General features: G+C 57.3%; 15 protein-coding genes. 14 read left to right on the top strand and 1 reads right to left on the bottom strand.

Features of this window, described 5'->3' with window-relative positions; genetic code table 11:
* The 14 genes from eutT to eutR all read left to right on the top strand — a co-directional run bounded on the left by eutT (nt 1) and on the right by eutR (nt 13,255).
* A complete protein-coding gene (gene eutT / locus OGV52_RS21060; RefSeq protein WP_080859843.1) occupies nt 1-804 on the top strand; it encodes an ethanolamine utilization cob(I)yrinic acid a,c-diamide adenosyltransferase EutT in 804 nt (267 codons plus the stop codon).
* On the top strand, nt 801-1,817 hold the full coding sequence (pta, locus tag OGV52_RS21065) for a phosphate acetyltransferase (RefSeq protein ID WP_287109115.1): 1,017 nt from the start codon (nt 801-803) through the stop codon (nt 1,815-1,817). The genes eutT and pta overlap by 4 nt, the downstream gene beginning before the upstream one ends.
* Before the next feature lie 36 nt (nt 1,818-1,853).
* Nucleotides 1,854-2,147 carry an ethanolamine utilization microcompartment protein EutM gene (gene eutM, locus OGV52_RS21070; protein WP_003835054.1) on the top strand — a complete coding sequence of 98 codons (294 nt, stop codon included), beginning with the start codon at nt 1,854-1,856 and terminating at the stop codon, nt 2,145-2,147.
* 114 nt (nt 2,148-2,261) lie between these two features.
* The gene (gene eutN, locus OGV52_RS21075; protein WP_016153954.1) at nt 2,262-2,549 is read left to right on the top strand and encodes an ethanolamine utilization microcompartment protein EutN; all 288 of its coding nucleotides are present in this window, start codon (nt 2,262-2,264) and stop codon (nt 2,547-2,549) included.
* Nucleotides 2,550-2,560: 11 nt separating this feature from the next.
* Nucleotides 2,561-3,964 carry an aldehyde dehydrogenase family protein gene (locus OGV52_RS21080; RefSeq protein WP_016153953.1) on the top strand — a complete coding sequence of 468 codons (1,404 nt, stop codon included), beginning with the start codon at nt 2,561-2,563 and terminating at the stop codon, nt 3,962-3,964.
* Nucleotides 3,965-3,976: 12 nt separating this feature from the next.
* The gene (gene eutJ, locus OGV52_RS21085) at nt 3,977-4,816 is read left to right on the top strand and encodes an ethanolamine utilization protein EutJ (protein WP_016153952.1); all 840 of its coding nucleotides are present in this window, start codon (nt 3,977-3,979) and stop codon (nt 4,814-4,816) included.
* Nucleotides 4,806-5,993 (top strand): ethanolamine utilization ethanol dehydrogenase EutG, encoded by a 1,188-nt coding sequence (gene eutG, locus OGV52_RS21090; RefSeq protein ID WP_016153951.1) that lies wholly within the window; start codon nt 4,806-4,808, stop codon nt 5,991-5,993. Before eutJ ends, eutG begins: the two co-directional genes overlap by 11 nt.
* Before the next feature lie 27 nt (nt 5,994-6,020).
* The gene (gene eutH, locus OGV52_RS21095) at nt 6,021-7,253 is read left to right on the top strand and encodes an ethanolamine utilization protein EutH (RefSeq protein ID WP_047501618.1); all 1,233 of its coding nucleotides are present in this window, start codon (nt 6,021-6,023) and stop codon (nt 7,251-7,253) included.
* Complete coding sequence (gene eutA, locus OGV52_RS21100) at nt 7,250-8,653, top strand: ethanolamine ammonia-lyase reactivating factor EutA (protein ID WP_016153949.1); 1,404 nt, start codon at nt 7,250-7,252, stop codon at nt 8,651-8,653. The genes eutH and eutA overlap by 4 nt, the downstream gene beginning before the upstream one ends.
* Before the next feature lie 11 nt (nt 8,654-8,664).
* On the top strand, nt 8,665-10,026 hold the full coding sequence (gene eutB / locus OGV52_RS21105) for an ethanolamine ammonia-lyase subunit alpha (RefSeq protein WP_003038029.1): 1,362 nt from the start codon (nt 8,665-8,667) through the stop codon (nt 10,024-10,026).
* 20 nt (nt 10,027-10,046) lie between these two features.
* On the top strand, nt 10,047-10,943 hold the full coding sequence (eutC, locus tag OGV52_RS21110) for an ethanolamine ammonia-lyase subunit EutC (protein WP_016153947.1): 897 nt from the start codon (nt 10,047-10,049) through the stop codon (nt 10,941-10,943).
* A gap of 9 nt (nt 10,944-10,952) precedes the next feature.
* On the top strand, nt 10,953-11,612 hold the full coding sequence (gene eutL / locus OGV52_RS21115) for an ethanolamine utilization microcompartment protein EutL (protein ID WP_016153946.1): 660 nt from the start codon (nt 10,953-10,955) through the stop codon (nt 11,610-11,612).
* 11 nt (nt 11,613-11,623) lie between these two features.
* On the top strand, nt 11,624-12,154 hold the full coding sequence (gene eutK, locus OGV52_RS21120) for an ethanolamine utilization microcompartment protein EutK (protein WP_016157100.1): 531 nt from the start codon (nt 11,624-11,626) through the stop codon (nt 12,152-12,154).
* Between the two features lie 48 nt (nt 12,155-12,202).
* Nucleotides 12,203-13,255 carry an HTH-type transcriptional regulator EutR gene (gene eutR, locus OGV52_RS21125; RefSeq protein WP_019077354.1) on the top strand — a complete coding sequence of 351 codons (1,053 nt, stop codon included), beginning with the start codon at nt 12,203-12,205 and terminating at the stop codon, nt 13,253-13,255.
* A gap of 67 nt (nt 13,256-13,322) precedes the next feature.
* Here the strand turns inward: eutR and hemF are convergent, their stop codons facing one another.
* Nucleotides 13,323-14,222 carry an oxygen-dependent coproporphyrinogen oxidase gene (gene hemF / locus OGV52_RS21130; protein WP_141875478.1) on the bottom strand — a complete coding sequence of 300 codons (900 nt, stop codon included), beginning with the start codon at nt 14,220-14,222 and terminating at the stop codon, nt 13,323-13,325.

The raw sequence follows: 14,222 nt of genomic DNA on the forward strand, positions 1-14,222 counted from the left end.
ATGAAGGATTTCATTACCGAAGCATGGCTCAGAGCGAATCATACGCTCAGCGAAGGGGCTGAAATTCATCTCCCCGCTGATGCTCGCCTGACGCCATCTGCCCGGGAATTACTGGAAAGCCGACATCTGCGCATTAAGTTTATCGACGAGCAGGGCAGCCTGTTTATTGATGACGAAGCACAGCAGCCGCAACCGGTGCATGGTTTAACCAGCAGCGATACGCATCCACAGGCCAGTTGCGAACTGTGTCATCAACCGGTGGTGAAGAAAGCAGACACGCTGACGCATCTGACAGCGGACAAGATGGTCGCTAAAAGTGACCCGCGCCTGGGATTTCGCGCCGCGCTGGACAGCACCATCGCCCTGGCCGTGTGGTTGCAGATAGAGCTGGCGGAACCATGGCAGCCGTGGCTGGCGGATATCCGTTCGCGTCTGGGCAACATTATGCGCGCCGACGCTATCGACGAGCCGCTGGCAGCACAAGCTATCGTCGGGTTAAGCGACGAAGATTTACACCGGCTTTCGCATCAGCCGCTGCGCTATCTGGACCACGACCATCTGGTGCCTGAAGCCAGTCATGGCCGTGATTGCGCGTTGCTTAATCTGCTGCGTACCAAAGTCCGTGAAACGGAGACGGTGGCGGCCCAGGTATTCATCACCCGTAGTTTTGACGTGATGCGACCGGACATCATGCAGGCGCTCAATCGCCTTTCCAGTACGGTCTACGTGATGATGATTCTGAGCGTAGCGAAGCATCCACTGACGGTTAGCCAAATTCAACAGCGACTGGGGGAGAAGCAATGATCATTGAACGTGCTCGTCAACTCGCCCAGCGCTCACCTGCACGGGTGGTGTTCCCGGATGCGCTGGATGTTCGGGTGTTGAAAGCGGCAAATTACCTGCATCAGCACGGTCTGGCACATCCTGTTCTCGTCGCCAGTCCGTTTGCGCTGCGCCAGTTTGCCCTCAGCCATCGGGTGGCGATGGATGGCATTCAGGTTATCGACCCGCAAAGCAACCAGTCCATGCGTGAAGAGTTTGCGCTGCGCTGGCTGGCCCGCGCGGGAGATAAAACGCCTGCAGATGCGCTGGAAAAACTCAACGATCCGCTGATGTTCGCCGCCGCCATGGTTAGCGCGGGTAAAGCTGACGTCTGTATTGCGGGCAATTTGTCGTCGACAGCAAACGTGCTGCGCGCTGGGTTACGCATTATTGGGTTACAGCCAGGCTGTAAAACGCTGTCGTCAATTTTCCTGATGCTGCCGCAGTACCTCGGGCCGGCATTAGGGTTTGCCGATTGCAGCGTCGTGCCGCAGCCCACAGCCGCACAGCTGGCGGATATTGCGATTGCCAGCTCGCAGACATGGCAGGCGATTACCGGTGAAGAACCGCGCGTGGCCATGCTGTCGTTTTCAAGTCAAGGCAGCGCTCGTCATCCCAACGTCGCTAACGTGCAGCAGGCTACGGAGATCGTTCGTGAGCGTGCCCCGCAGCTTACCGTGGATGGGGAACTGCAATTTGATGCCGCCTTTGTTCCGGATGTCGCCGCGCAAAAAGCGCCCGCCAGTCCGTTAAAGGGCAATGCCAATGTGATGGTCTTCCCATCGCTGGAGGCAGGCAATATTGGCTACAAAATCGCCCAGCGTCTGGGAGGGTATCGTGCCGTAGGTCCGTTAATCCAAGGGCTTGCCGCACCGCTTCATGACCTCTCTCGCGGCTGTAGCGTACAGGAAATTATCGAACTGGCGTTGGTGGCAGCAGTGCCGCGTCAGACTGACATGAGTCGTGAAAACGCCTCACACACACTGGTTGTTTAGGTCCCGTTCTGGACCCCTTAATGAGAGGAAAACACAATGGAAGCATTAGGAATGATTGAAACCCGGGGCCTGGTTGCACTGATTGAGGCTTCTGACGCAATGGTTAAAGCGGCACGCGTGAAACTGGTCGGCGTGAAGCAGATCGGCGGCGGTCTGGTTACTGCAATGGTCCGTGGCGACGTAGCGGCATGTAAAGCCGCAACGGATGCTGGTGCTGCTGCTGCACAGCGTATTGGTGAGCTGGTTTCCGTACACGTAATCCCGCGTCCGCATGGCGATCTGGAAGAAGTGTTCCCGATCAGCTTTAAAGGCGACAGCAACGACATGTAAGTCGTCCATGTGACGCCACAGACTTCATTGCTGGCGTCACCCTCTCTCCTTTTCACATTACCTTCTGCGGAGGGTAGGGGGAGGTTTTACCTGAAATATGCCACGGAGGCGCGTATGAAACTGGCAATCGTCACAGGACAAATTGTTTGTACCGTACGCCATCAGGGGCTCGCGCACGACAAGTTGCTGATGGTGGAAATGATTGATGCCTGCGGAAATCCCGACGGGCAATGTGCTGTTGCTATCGACAGCATTGGGGCGGGAACCGGAGAGTGGGTGCTGCTGGTCAGCGGAAGCTCAGCCCGTCAGGCGCACCGTAACGAATCATCACCTGTCGATCTGTGCGTGATTGGCATTGTTGATGAAGTGGTGGCAGGTGGTCAGGTGATCTTCCATAAATAAGGCAGAAAATCATGAATCAACAGGATATTGAACAGGTCGTGAAAGCGGTACTGCTGAAAATGAAAGACAGCAGCCAACCCGTCAGTGCCGTTCAAGAAATGGGCGTTTTTGCCTCCCTGGATGACGCAGTGGCGGCAGCAAAACTGGCCCAGCAAGGGCTGAAAAGCGTTGCCATGCGCCAACTGGCTATCACGGCTCTACGTGAGGCGGGCGAAAAACATGCCCGAGAATTAGCGGAACTTGCCGTCACAGAAACCGGCATGGGACGCGTTGAAGATAAATTTGCCAAAAATGTGGCGCAGGCACGCGCCACGCCGGGCGTGGAATGCCTGTCTCCACAGGTTCTGACCGGTGATAACGGCCTGACGCTGATTGAAAACGCGCCGTGGGGCGTGGTGGCCTCGGTGACACCGTCCACCAACCCGGCTGCGACCGTTATTAACAACGCCATCAGCCTGATTGCGGCTGGCAACAGCGTGGTCTTCGCACCGCATCCGGCTGCCAAGGGCGTGTCTCAGCGCGCTATCACTCTGCTTAACCAGGCGGTAGTTGCTGCAGGCGGACCGGCAAACCTGCTGGTTACCGTGGCCAATCCGGATATCGAAACCGCCCAGCGTCTGTTTAAGTACCCAGGCATCGGCCTGCTGGTGGTGACCGGCGGTGAAGCCGTAGTGGATGCCGCGCGTAAGCACACCAACAAACGTCTGATTGCCGCCGGTGCGGGAAATCCGCCGGTGGTGGTTGATGAAACGGCTGATCTGGCACGCGCAGCGCAGTCGATCGTCAAAGGCGCTTCGTTTGACAACAACATTATCTGCGCTGACGAAAAAGTGCTGATCGTGGTCGATAGCGTCGCTGATGAGCTGATGCGTCTGATGGAAAGCCAGCATGCAGTCAAGCTGACCACGGCTCAGGCCGAACAGCTGCAACCGGTGCTGCTGAAAAATGTCGATGAACGCGGTAAAGGCACGGTCAGTCGTGACTGGGTTGGCCGCGACGCAGGAAAAATCGCTGCGGCGATTGGTCTGAACGTACCGGAGCAAACCCGGCTGTTATTCGTCGAAACCTCTGCGACTCACCCGTTTGCCGTAACCGAACTGATGATGCCGGTTCTGCCGGTCGTGCGGGTCGCCAACGTCGATGAGGCCATTGAACTGGCGGTCAAGCTTGAAGGCGGCTGTCACCATACGGCGGCGATGCACTCGCGCAATATCGACAACATGAACCGCATGGCCAACGCCATTGATACCAGCATTTTCGTTAAGAACGGACCGTGCATTGCCGGTCTTGGACTCGGCGGCGAAGGCTGGACCACGATGACCATTACCACGCCAACCGGGGAAGGGGTGACCAGCGCACGCACGTTTGTGCGTCTGCGTCGCTGTGTGTTGGTGGACGCCTTCAGAATTGTATAAGGAGTAAACGACATGGCGCACGACGAACAACGTTGGCTGACACCCAGATTGCTAAAAGCGGCAACGCTATGTAACCAGACGCCCGTAAAGAGCGATTCACCGCTGTGGCTGGGCGTGGATTTAGGGACGTGTGATGTGGTGTCGATGGTTGTCGACAGTGACGGACAGCCGGTTGCGGTTTGCCTGGACTGGGCCGACGTCGTGCGCGATGGCATCGTCTGGGATTTCTTCGGTGCGGTGACTATCGTTCGTCGCCATCTCGATACGCTCGAACAACAGTTGGGTTGCCGCTTTACCCACGCGGCAACCTCGTTTCCACCGGGAACTGACCCACGGATCTCGATCAACGTGCTGGAATCTGCCGGGCTTGAAGTCAGTCATGTGCTCGACGAACCGACCGCGGTGGCGGACCTGTTGCAGCTTGATAACGCTGGCGTGGTGGATATCGGTGGCGGTACCACCGGGATTGCGATTGTGAAGCGAGGCAAGGTGACTTACTCCGCCGATGAAGCGACTGGCGGGCACCACATTTCTCTGACGCTTGCCGGGAACCGTCGCATCCAGTTGGAAGAGGCGGAGCAGTACAAACGCAGCAACGGTAAAGAAATCTGGCCGGTGGTTAAGCCGGTCTACGAAAAAATGGCGGAAATTGTGGCTCACCATATTGCCGGACAGGGCGTGGCTGATTTATGGCTGGCCGGTGGTTCCTGTATGCAGCCGGGCGTTGATGAACTGTTTCGTAAGCGTTTCCCGGAACTGCAGGTGCATTTACCCCAGCACAGCCTGTTTATGACCCCGCTGGCGATTGCAAATAGCGGAAAAGAAAAAGCGGAAGGAATCTATGCAAGCTGAATTGCAGACCGCGCTCTTTCAGGCATTCGATACCCTGAATCTGCAACGCGTAAAAACGTTTAGCGTTCCACCGGTTACGTTGTGTGGACTGGGAGCGCTCAGTACCTGCGGACAGGAAGCACAAACGCGCGGCCTGACGCATATGTTCGTCATGGTCGACAGTTTCCTGCACCAGGCGGGGATGACCGCCGCACTGGAACGCAGCCTGGCGATGAAAGGCGTGGCGATGACGCTGTGGCCATGTCCGGTGGGCGAACCGTGCATTACGGACGTCTGCGCGGCGGTCGCGCAACTGCGTGAATCGAAGTGCGATGGCGTAGTGGCCTTTGGTGGCGGTTCCGTATTGGATGCCGCAAAAGCCGTGGCGTTGCTGGTGACCAATCCCACCCAGACGCTGGCAGACATGGACGAGAGCAGCGCGTTACGCCCGCGTCTGCCGCTGATTGCCGTACCGACTACCGCCGGAACGGGTTCAGAAACCACTAATGTCACGGTGATTATCGACGCTGCGACCGGGCTTAAAAAAGTGCTGGCCCACGCAACCCTGATGCCGGATGTGGCGATTCTTGACGCCGCGCTGACGGAAGGTGTGCCCGCACACGTAACGGCGATGACCGGGATAGATGCGCTGACGCACGCTGTTGAAGCGTATAGCGCTCTGAACGCGACGCCGTTTACCGACAGTCTGGCGATTGGCGCGATTGCGATGATAGGTAAATCGCTGCCGAAGGCCGTTGGCTATGGTCAGGATCTGGCGGCGCGAGAAAGCATGCTACTGGCTTCCTGTATGGCCGGGATGGCGTTTTCCAGCGCGGGGCTGGGCCTGTGTCACGCGATGGCGCACCAGCCGGGTGCGACGCTGCACATCCCACATGGACAGGCTAACGCCATGCTGCTGCCCACAGTAATGGGTTTCAACCGCATGGTGTGTCGTGAGCGTTTCAGCCATATCGGACGGGCGCTAACCAACAAGAAGTCGGACGATCGCGATGCCATCAACGCCGTCAGCGAGTTGATTAGCGAAGTGGGCCAGACCAAACGACTCTCTGACGTTGGGGCGAAGCCCGAGCATTACAGCGCATGGGCTCACGCCGCGCTGGAAGATATTTGTATTCGCAGTAACCCACGCACCGCCACGCAGGCCGACATTATCGCGTTGTATGCGGCGGCACAATAAATACACATATGACAGGGAGTGAAGGTTATGGGAATTAACGAAATCATCATGTACATCATGATGTTCTTTATGCTGATTGCCGCCGTGGACAGGATCCTGTCACAGTTCGGCGGTTCGGCACGCTTCCTCGGTAAGTTCGGGAAGAGTATTGAGGGATCGGGCGGCCAGTTTGAAGAAGGTTTTATGGCGATGGGTGCGCTGGGTCTGGCGATGGTCGGTATGACCGCGCTGGCACCGGTACTGGCGCATGTGCTCGGGCCGGTGATTATTCCACTGTACGAAATGTTAGGTGCTAACCCGTCGATGTTTGCCGGAACGCTGCTGGCGTGCGATATGGGCGGCTTCTTCCTGGCGAAAGAACTGGCGGGCGGCGACGTTGCGGCGTGGCTGTACTCTGGCCTGATCCTCGGGGCGATGATGGGGCCGACGCTGGTCTTCTCTATTCCGGTTGCGCTGGGGATTATTGAGCCGTCCGACCGTCGTTATCTGGCGCTGGGCGTGCTGGCTGGGATCGTCACCATTCCGATTGGCTGTATTGCGGGTGGTTTGATCGCGATGTACTCCGGTGTCGAAATCAACGGGCAGCCGGTGGAGTTCACCTTCGCGCTGATCCTGATGAACATGATCCCGGTGCTGATCGTTGCCGTGCTGGTGGCGCTGGGACTGAAATTCATCCCGGAAAAAATGATCAACGGCTTCCAGATCTTCGCGAAATTCCTGGTGGCGCTGATCACCATCGGTCTGGCGGCAGCGGTAATCAAATTCCTGCTCGGCTGGGAACTGATTCCGGGCCTTGATCCTATCTTCATGGCACCGGGTGACAAGCCGGGTGAAGTGATGCGCGCCATCGAAGTTATCGGTTCTATCTCCTGCGTGCTGCTGGGTGCGTACCCAATGGTACTGCTGCTGACCCGCTGGTTTGAAAAGCCGCTGATGAGCGTTGGTAACCTGTTAAAAATCAATAATATTGCGGCTGCGGGCATGGTGGCGACGCTGGCGAACAACATCCCAATGTTCGGCATGATGAAGAATATGGATACCCGCGGCAAAGTGATCAACTGCGCCTTTGCGGTCTCCGCAGCCTTCGCTCTGGGTGACCACTTAGGTTTCGCCGCGGCCAACATGAACGCGATGATCTTCCCAATGATTGTCGGCAAGCTGATTGGCGGCGTGACGGCGATTGGTGTGGCTATGCTGTTGGTACCGAAAGACGAAGATATTCCGGCACCAGCAGAAACCAACCCGGAGGCGCAATCGTGAATACTCGCCAGCTACTCAGCGTCGGTATCGATATCGGCACCACCACCACTCAGGTGATCTTCTCACGCCTTGAGCTGGTCAACCGTGCGGCAGTGTCGCAGGTGCCGCGTTACGAATTCATCAAACGCGAAATTAGCTGGCAAAGCCCGGTGTTCTTTACCCCCGTTGATAAGCAGGGCGGGCTGAAAGAGGCCGAACTTAAGGCGCTGATCCTCGCCCAGTATCAGGCGGCGGGGATTGCGCCTGAGACCGTCGATTCCGGCGCGATCATCATTACCGGAGAAAGTGCCAAAACCCGCAACGCGCGACCTGCGGTAATGACGCTCTCTCAGTCGCTGGGGGACTTTGTGGTTGCCAGCGCCGGTCCGCATCTGGAATCAGTGATTGCCGGTCACGGCGCAGGGGCTCAAACCCTGTCAGAGCAGAAGTTGTGCCGCGTACTGAATATCGACATCGGTGGCGGGACGTCGAACTACGTCCTGTTCGATGCCGGAAAAGTCAGCGGTTCGGCCTGCCTGAACGTCGGCGGACGGCTGCTGGAAACGGACGGTCAGGGGCGGGTGGTGCATGCGCATCAGCCAGGACAGATGATTGTTGATGACGTATTTGGTCCAGGCACCGACGCCCGGACCCTCAATGCGGCGCAGCTTGTTCAGGTGGCCCGACGGATGGCGGCGCTGATCGTTGAGGTGATTGACGGCACGCTGTCACCGCTGGCGCAGGCGCTGATGCAAACCGGTCTGTTACCGACGGGTGTGAAGCCGGAAGTTATTACGTTGTCCGGCGGGGTGGGCGAGTGCTACCGCAACCAGCCTGCCGATCCATTCTGTTTTTCCGATATTGGGCCGCTGTTAGCGACGGCGCTGCATGAACATCCGCGTCTGCGTGAGATGAACGTGCAGTTCCCGGCGCAAACCGTGCGCGCCACGGTGATTGGCGCCGGTGCGCATACGCTGTCGCTTTCGGGCAGCACCATCTGGCTGGAAGGTGTGGCGCTTCCGCTGCGCAATCTGCCGGTGGCGATTCCGGTTGATGAGGCTGATTTGGTGGCCGCCTGGCAACAAGCGCTGATGCAGCTCGATCTGGACCCGCAAACAGACGCTTACGTGCTGGCGCTGCCCGGTTCGCTGCCGGTGCGCTACGCCGCGCTGTTAACGGTTATTGATGCGCTACTGGCCTTTGTCGCGCGCCATCCGAATCCGCATCCCCTGCTGGTGGTAGCCGAGCAGGATTTTGGTAAAGCCCTGGGCATGCTGTTACGCCCACAGTTACAGCAACACCCGCTGGCAGTCATCGATGAGGTGGTTGTCCGGGCGGGGGACTATATCGACATTGGTACGCCTCTTTTTGGCGGATCGGTTGTGCCGGTGACGGTGAAATCACTCGCATTTCCTTCCTGAGGGAACGACTTATGAAACTAAAGACCACATTGTTCGGCAATGTTTATCAGTTTAAGGATGTTAAAGAGGTGCTGGCAAAAGCCAACGAACTGCGTTCGGGGGATGTGCTGGCAGGGGTAGCCGCAACCAGTTCGCAAGAGCGAGTGGCGGCCAAACAGGTGCTGTCGGAAATGACGGTAGCGGATATCCGCAACAACCCGGTGATTTCCTATGAAGAGGACTGCGTGACGCGTCTGATTCAGGACGACGTCAACGAAACGGCCTATAACCGCATCAAAAACTGGAGTATCAGCGAGCTGCGCGAGTACGTGCTGAGCGATGAAACCTCCGTTGATGACATTGCGTTTACGCGCAAAGGATTAACGTCGGAAGTGGTCGCAGCGGTTGCAAAAATCTGCTCTAACGCGGACCTGATCTACGGCGGTAAGAAAATGCCGGTGATCAAAAAGGCCAACACCACCATTGGTCTGCCGGGCACCTTCAGCTGTCGTTTACAGCCGAACGACACCCGTGATGACGTGCAGAGTATTGCGGCACAAATCTACGAAGGGCTGTCCTTCGGGGCGGGCGATGCGGTGATTGGCGTTAACCCGGTAACAGATGACGTGGAAAACTTAAGCCGCGTACTTGATACCGTGTACGGCGTCATCGACAAATTCAATATCCCGACCCAGGGCTGCGTCCTGGCGCACGTTACTACCCAGATCGAAGCCATTCGTCGCGGCGCGCCGGGCGGGCTGATTTTCCAGAGTATCTGCGGCAGCGAGAAAGGCTTAAAAGAGTTTGGCGTTGAGCTGGCCATGCTGGATGAAGCGCGTGCAGTGGGCGCTGAGTTTAACCGTATCGCTGGGGAAAACTGCCTGTACTTCGAAACCGGACAAGGGTCTGCGCTTTCTGCTGGCGCTAACTTCGGTGCCGATCAGGTGACGATGGAAGCACGTAACTACGGTCTGGCGCGTCACTACGATCCGTTCCTGGTGAACACCGTTGTCGGCTTTATCGGGCCGGAGTATCTCTATAACGACCGTCAGATTATTCGCGCGGGTCTGGAAGATCACTTTATGGGCAAGCTGAGCGGCATCTCAATGGGCTGCGACTGCTGCTATACCAACCATGCTGATGCTGACCAGAACCTCAACGAAAACCTGATGATTCTGCTCGCCACCGCTGGCTGCAACTACATCATGGGCATGCCGCTCGGTGACGACATCATGCTCAACTATCAGACCACCGCCTTCCACGACACCGCGACCGTGCGCCAGCTGCTGAACCTGCGTCCGTCGCCGGAGTTTGAACGCTGGCTGGAAACCATGGGCATTATGGCAAACGGTCGCCTGACCAAACGGGCGGGCGATCCGTCACTGTTCTTCTGATGACGCGGGGATGACACACGATGGATCAAAAACAGATTGAAGAAATTGTACGCAGCGTGATGGCGTCAATGGGTGAGTCGCAGCCGCAGGCTCAAGCGCCGGCAGTACAAGCGCAATGCAGCACCACCCAGTGCGCCGCGCCGACCGGTGAAAGCTGTGCGATGGATTTAGGCTCAGCCGAGGCTAAAGCGTGGATTGGCGTTGAGAATCCGCACCGCGCAGAGGTGTTGACTGAACTGCGTCGCAGCACTGCGGCGCGTGTATGTACCGGTCGAGCCGGTCCACGTCCGCGTACCCAGGCGCTGCTGCGCTTCCTGGCCGACCACTCGCGTTCGAAAGATACGGTATTGAAAGAAGTGCCGGAAGAGTGGGTAAAAGCCCAGGGGCTGCTGGAAGTGCGCTCGGAAATCAGTGACAAAAACCTGTATCTGACGCGTCCGGATCTGGGGCGTCGTCTGAGTGCGGAAGCCATTGAAGCGCTGAAATCACAGTGTGTAATGAACCCGGATGTGCAGGTGATTATCTCTGATGGCCTGTCTACGGACGCTATCACCGCTAACTACGAAGAGATCCTGCCGCCGCTGTTGTCTGGCTTAAAACAGGCCGGATTGAAGGTCGGGACGCCGTTCTTTGTTCGCTATGGTCGCGTGAAAATCGAAGATCAGATCGGCGAACTGCTTGGCGCGAAAGCGGTGATCCTGCTGGTTGGGGAACGTCCGGGCCTGGGCCAGTCGGAAAGCCTTTCTTGCTACGCCGTCTATTCGCCGCGTGTGGCGACGACCGTTGAAGCTGACCGTACCTGTATCTCGAACATTCACCAGGGCGGTACGCCACCGGTTGAAGCGGCGGCGGTCATTGTGGATTTGGCCAAGCGCATGCTGGAGCAAAAAGCATCCGGCATCAATATGACCCGTTAAGGAGGCATCATGCCAGCATTAGATTTGATTAGACCTTCAGTCACCGCAATGCGCGTGATTGCCTCGGTAAATGACGGTTTTGCCCGTGAACTTAAATTACCGCCACATATACGTAGCCTCGGACTCATCACAGCAGATTCTGATGACGTGGCGTATATTGCCGCAGACGAAGCGACAAAACAGGCAATGGTGGAAGTGGTTTATGGCCGCTCGCTGTATGCCGGCGCGGCGCACAGTCCCTCTCCAACTTCGGGTGAAGTGCTGATTATGCTCGGTGGACCCAACCCGGCAGAAGTTCGCGCAGGTCTGGACGCGATGGTAGCCAATATTGAAAGCGGCGCGGCGTTTCAGTGGGCGAATGACGCAGAAGATACCGCCTTCCTGGCGCATGTGGTTTCGCGTACCGGCTCGTATCTCTCGGCGACCGCAGGATGCCGGCTTGGCGATCCGATGGCGTATCTGGTGGCGCCGCCGCTGGAAGCGACATTTGGTATTGATGCTGCGCTGAAATCGGCCGATGTACAACTGGTGACTTACGTTCCGCCGCCGTCAGAAACCAACTATTCGGCTGCGTTTATGACCGGTAGCCAGGCCGCTTGTAAAGCTGCATGTAACGCCTTTGCCGATGCCGTTCTGGATATTGCCCGTAACCCAATCCAGCGCGCGTAAGAGAGGTTGTGATGATCAATGCACTGGGATTACTGGAAGTGGATGGCATGGTCGCTGCCGTGGATGCGGCGGATGCCATGCTGAAAGCCGCGAACGTGCGCCTGCTTAGCCACGAAGTGCTCGATCCTGGCCGGTTGACGCTGGTGGTGGAAGGCGATCTGGCGGCGTGCCGCGCAGCGCTGGATGCCGGCAGCGCCGCTGCTGCGCGTACAGGCCGTGTTATCAGCCGTAAGGAAATCGGCCGACCGGACGATGATACCCAGTGGCTGATCGGCGGTTTTAAGCGCCAGCCGAAGAAACCAGAACAGAAGCCAGAAGTGAAAACAGATGTAAAAACGCAGAAGACGCAGGACGCCCCGTTGACGCCTGAATCCTCTGATCAACTTCTGACGCTGTTGGCATCGGTCCGTCAAGGAATGACGGCAGGGGAAGTGGCTGCCCACTTTGGCTGGTCACTTGATGAAGCCAGAAAGGCGCTGGAACAGCTCTTTTCTGACGGAGCGTTGCGTAAACGCAGTAGTCGCTATCGCTTAAAAAATTAACCTGTCGGAGGGCCGGGGGCTTCGTTGAAGCTTCCGGCTTAAAAGATCATGAAAAAGAACCGTACTGCAAACCTGCACCATCTTTATCATGAAGCATTACCCGAAGACGTTAAACTTACGCCGAAAGTGGAGGTGGACAACGTTCACCAGCGGCGAACAACGGATGTGTATGAGCATGCGCTGACGATTACCGCATGGCAGCAGATCTACGACCAGTTACATCCGGGAAAATTTCATGGCGAGTTCACGGAAATCCTGCTCGATGATATTCAGGTGTTCCGTGAATACACCGGACTGGCGTTACGTCAGTCGTGTCTTGTCTGGCCGAATTCTTTCTGGTTTGGTATTCCGGCCACGCGCGGCGAACAGGGATTTATTGGCACCCAGTGTCTGGGGAACGCTGAAATTGCCACCCGCCCTGGCGGGACAGAGTTTGAACTGAGTACGCCGGATGATTACACCATTCTGGGTGTCGTCATTTCGGAAGAGGCGATTGCCCGTCAGGCCAACTTCCTGCATAACCCGGAAAGAGTGCTGCATATGCTGCGCAACCAGTCGGCGCTGGAAGTGAAAGAACAACACAAAGCCGCGTTATGGGGCTTTGTGCAGCAGGCGCTGGCGACGTTTAGCGAAAATCCGGAAAACCTCCATCAACCTGCGGTACGCAAAGTGCTGGGCGATAACCTGCTGCTGGCGATGGGCACTATGCTGGAAGAAGCGCAGCCGATTATCACGGCTGAGAGCATCAGCCATCAGAGCTATCGTCGCCTGCTGTCGCGTGCGCGTGAATATGTGCTGGAAAATATGTCAGAACCGCTGACCGTGCTCGATCTGTGTAATCAACTGCACGTCAGCCGTCGGACGTTGCAAAACGCCTTTCATGCGATCCTTGGTATCGGTCCGAATGCCTGGTTAAAACGCATTCGCCTGAACGCCGTACGTCGCGAGCTGATAAGCCCGTGGTCGCAGAGTACGACGGTGAAAGACGCCGCCATGCAGTGGGGATTCTGGCATTTAGGGCAGTTTGCCACCGACTACCAGCAGCTGTTTGCGGAAAAACCTTCATTGACGCTGCATCAGCGCATGCGCCAGTGGGCATGATGCGATGAATGTGCCGGATGCGACGCAAATGCGTTTTATCCGGCCTGGGGGCTGGTATTGTCTGGGGTTACACCCAGTCGCGAACCTGAATAAACTCGCTAAGGGCGGCTTCCGGGCTGTTCGCTTCCGGCTGCCAGTCATACTCCCAGCGCACCAGCGGCGGCATCGACATCAGAATCGATTCCGTACGGCCGCCGGTCTGCAGACCGAATAACGTGCCGCGATCCCACACCAGGTTAAATTCCACATAGCGTCCGCGACGGTAAAGCTGAAAATCGCGTTCACGTTCGCCCCAGCTCATTGCTTTGCGGCGCTCAACGATGGGCAGATACGCTTCGGTATAGCCTTGACCTACCGCCTGCATAAAGGCGAAGCTGTGGTCGAAATCCGGCGTATTCAAATCATCGAAAAACAGCCCGCCAATGCCGCGCTGTTCGTTGCGATGCTTGAGGAAGAAGTAGTCATCGCACCACTTCTTGTAACGGGGATAAACGTCTTCGCCGAACGGCTGGCACAGATCTCGCGCCGTGCGGTGCCAGTGAACCGCATCCTCATCAAAGCCGTAGTAGGGCGTTAAGTCAAAGCCGCCGCCAAACCACCAGACCGGGTCAGTGCCCGGTTTTTCCGCGATAAAAAATCGCACGTTGGCGTGACTGGTCGGAATGTAGGGATTCTGCGGATGTACCACCAGCGAGACGCCCATGGCCTCAAAGCTGCGTCCCGCAAGCTCGGGGCGATGGGCGGTAGCCGAGGCCGGCATTGCCTCGCCGTGAACGTGGGAGAAGTTGACGCCCGCTTGCTCGAAAATACCGCCGTTACGCAGCACCCGGCTGCGCCCGCCGCCGCCTGCTTCACGTTGCCAGTTATCCTCAACAAACTCGGCGCCGTCTACGGCGGATAACTGCTGGCAAATATCATCTTGCAGGCTGAGCAGGAACTGTTTTACGCGCTGTGCATCGGGCTTCAT

The sequence above is a fragment of the Citrobacter sp. Cb041 genome, assembly GCF_030336655.1.
In the GTDB taxonomy this organism is placed as follows: Bacteria; Pseudomonadota; Gammaproteobacteria; order Enterobacterales; family Enterobacteriaceae; genus Citrobacter; species Citrobacter braakii.

Excerpts from the sequence above, each read along its gene's own strand:
- OGV52_RS21080 (WP_016153953.1), top strand. The coding sequence starts at position 2,561 with ATGAATCAACAGGATATTGAACAGGTCGTGAAAGCGGTACTGCTGAAA.
- eutR (WP_019077354.1), top strand. The coding sequence starts at position 12,203 with ATGAAAAAGAACCGTACTGCAAACCTGCACCATCTTTATCATGAAGCA.
- hemF (WP_141875478.1), bottom strand. The coding sequence starts at position 14,222 with ATGAAGCCCGATGCACAGCGCGTAAAACAGTTCCTGCTCAGCCTGCAA.
- eutM (WP_003835054.1), top strand. The coding sequence starts at position 1,854 with ATGGAAGCATTAGGAATGATTGAAACCCGGGGCCTGGTTGCACTGATT.
- eutB (WP_003038029.1), top strand. The coding sequence starts at position 8,665 with ATGAAACTAAAGACCACATTGTTCGGCAATGTTTATCAGTTTAAGGAT.
- eutC (WP_016153947.1), top strand. The coding sequence starts at position 10,047 with ATGGATCAAAAACAGATTGAAGAAATTGTACGCAGCGTGATGGCGTCA.
- eutH (WP_047501618.1), top strand. The coding sequence starts at position 6,021 with ATGGGAATTAACGAAATCATCATGTACATCATGATGTTCTTTATGCTG.
- eutT (WP_080859843.1), top strand. The coding sequence starts at position 1 with ATGAAGGATTTCATTACCGAAGCATGGCTCAGAGCGAATCATACGCTC.
- eutN (WP_016153954.1), top strand. The coding sequence starts at position 2,262 with ATGAAACTGGCAATCGTCACAGGACAAATTGTTTGTACCGTACGCCAT.
- eutL (WP_016153946.1), top strand. The coding sequence starts at position 10,953 with ATGCCAGCATTAGATTTGATTAGACCTTCAGTCACCGCAATGCGCGTG.
- eutK (WP_016157100.1), top strand. The coding sequence starts at position 11,624 with ATGATCAATGCACTGGGATTACTGGAAGTGGATGGCATGGTCGCTGCC.
- eutG (WP_016153951.1), top strand. The coding sequence starts at position 4,806 with ATGCAAGCTGAATTGCAGACCGCGCTCTTTCAGGCATTCGATACCCTG.
- eutJ (WP_016153952.1), top strand. The coding sequence starts at position 3,977 with ATGGCGCACGACGAACAACGTTGGCTGACACCCAGATTGCTAAAAGCG.
- pta (WP_287109115.1), top strand. The coding sequence starts at position 801 with ATGATCATTGAACGTGCTCGTCAACTCGCCCAGCGCTCACCTGCACGG.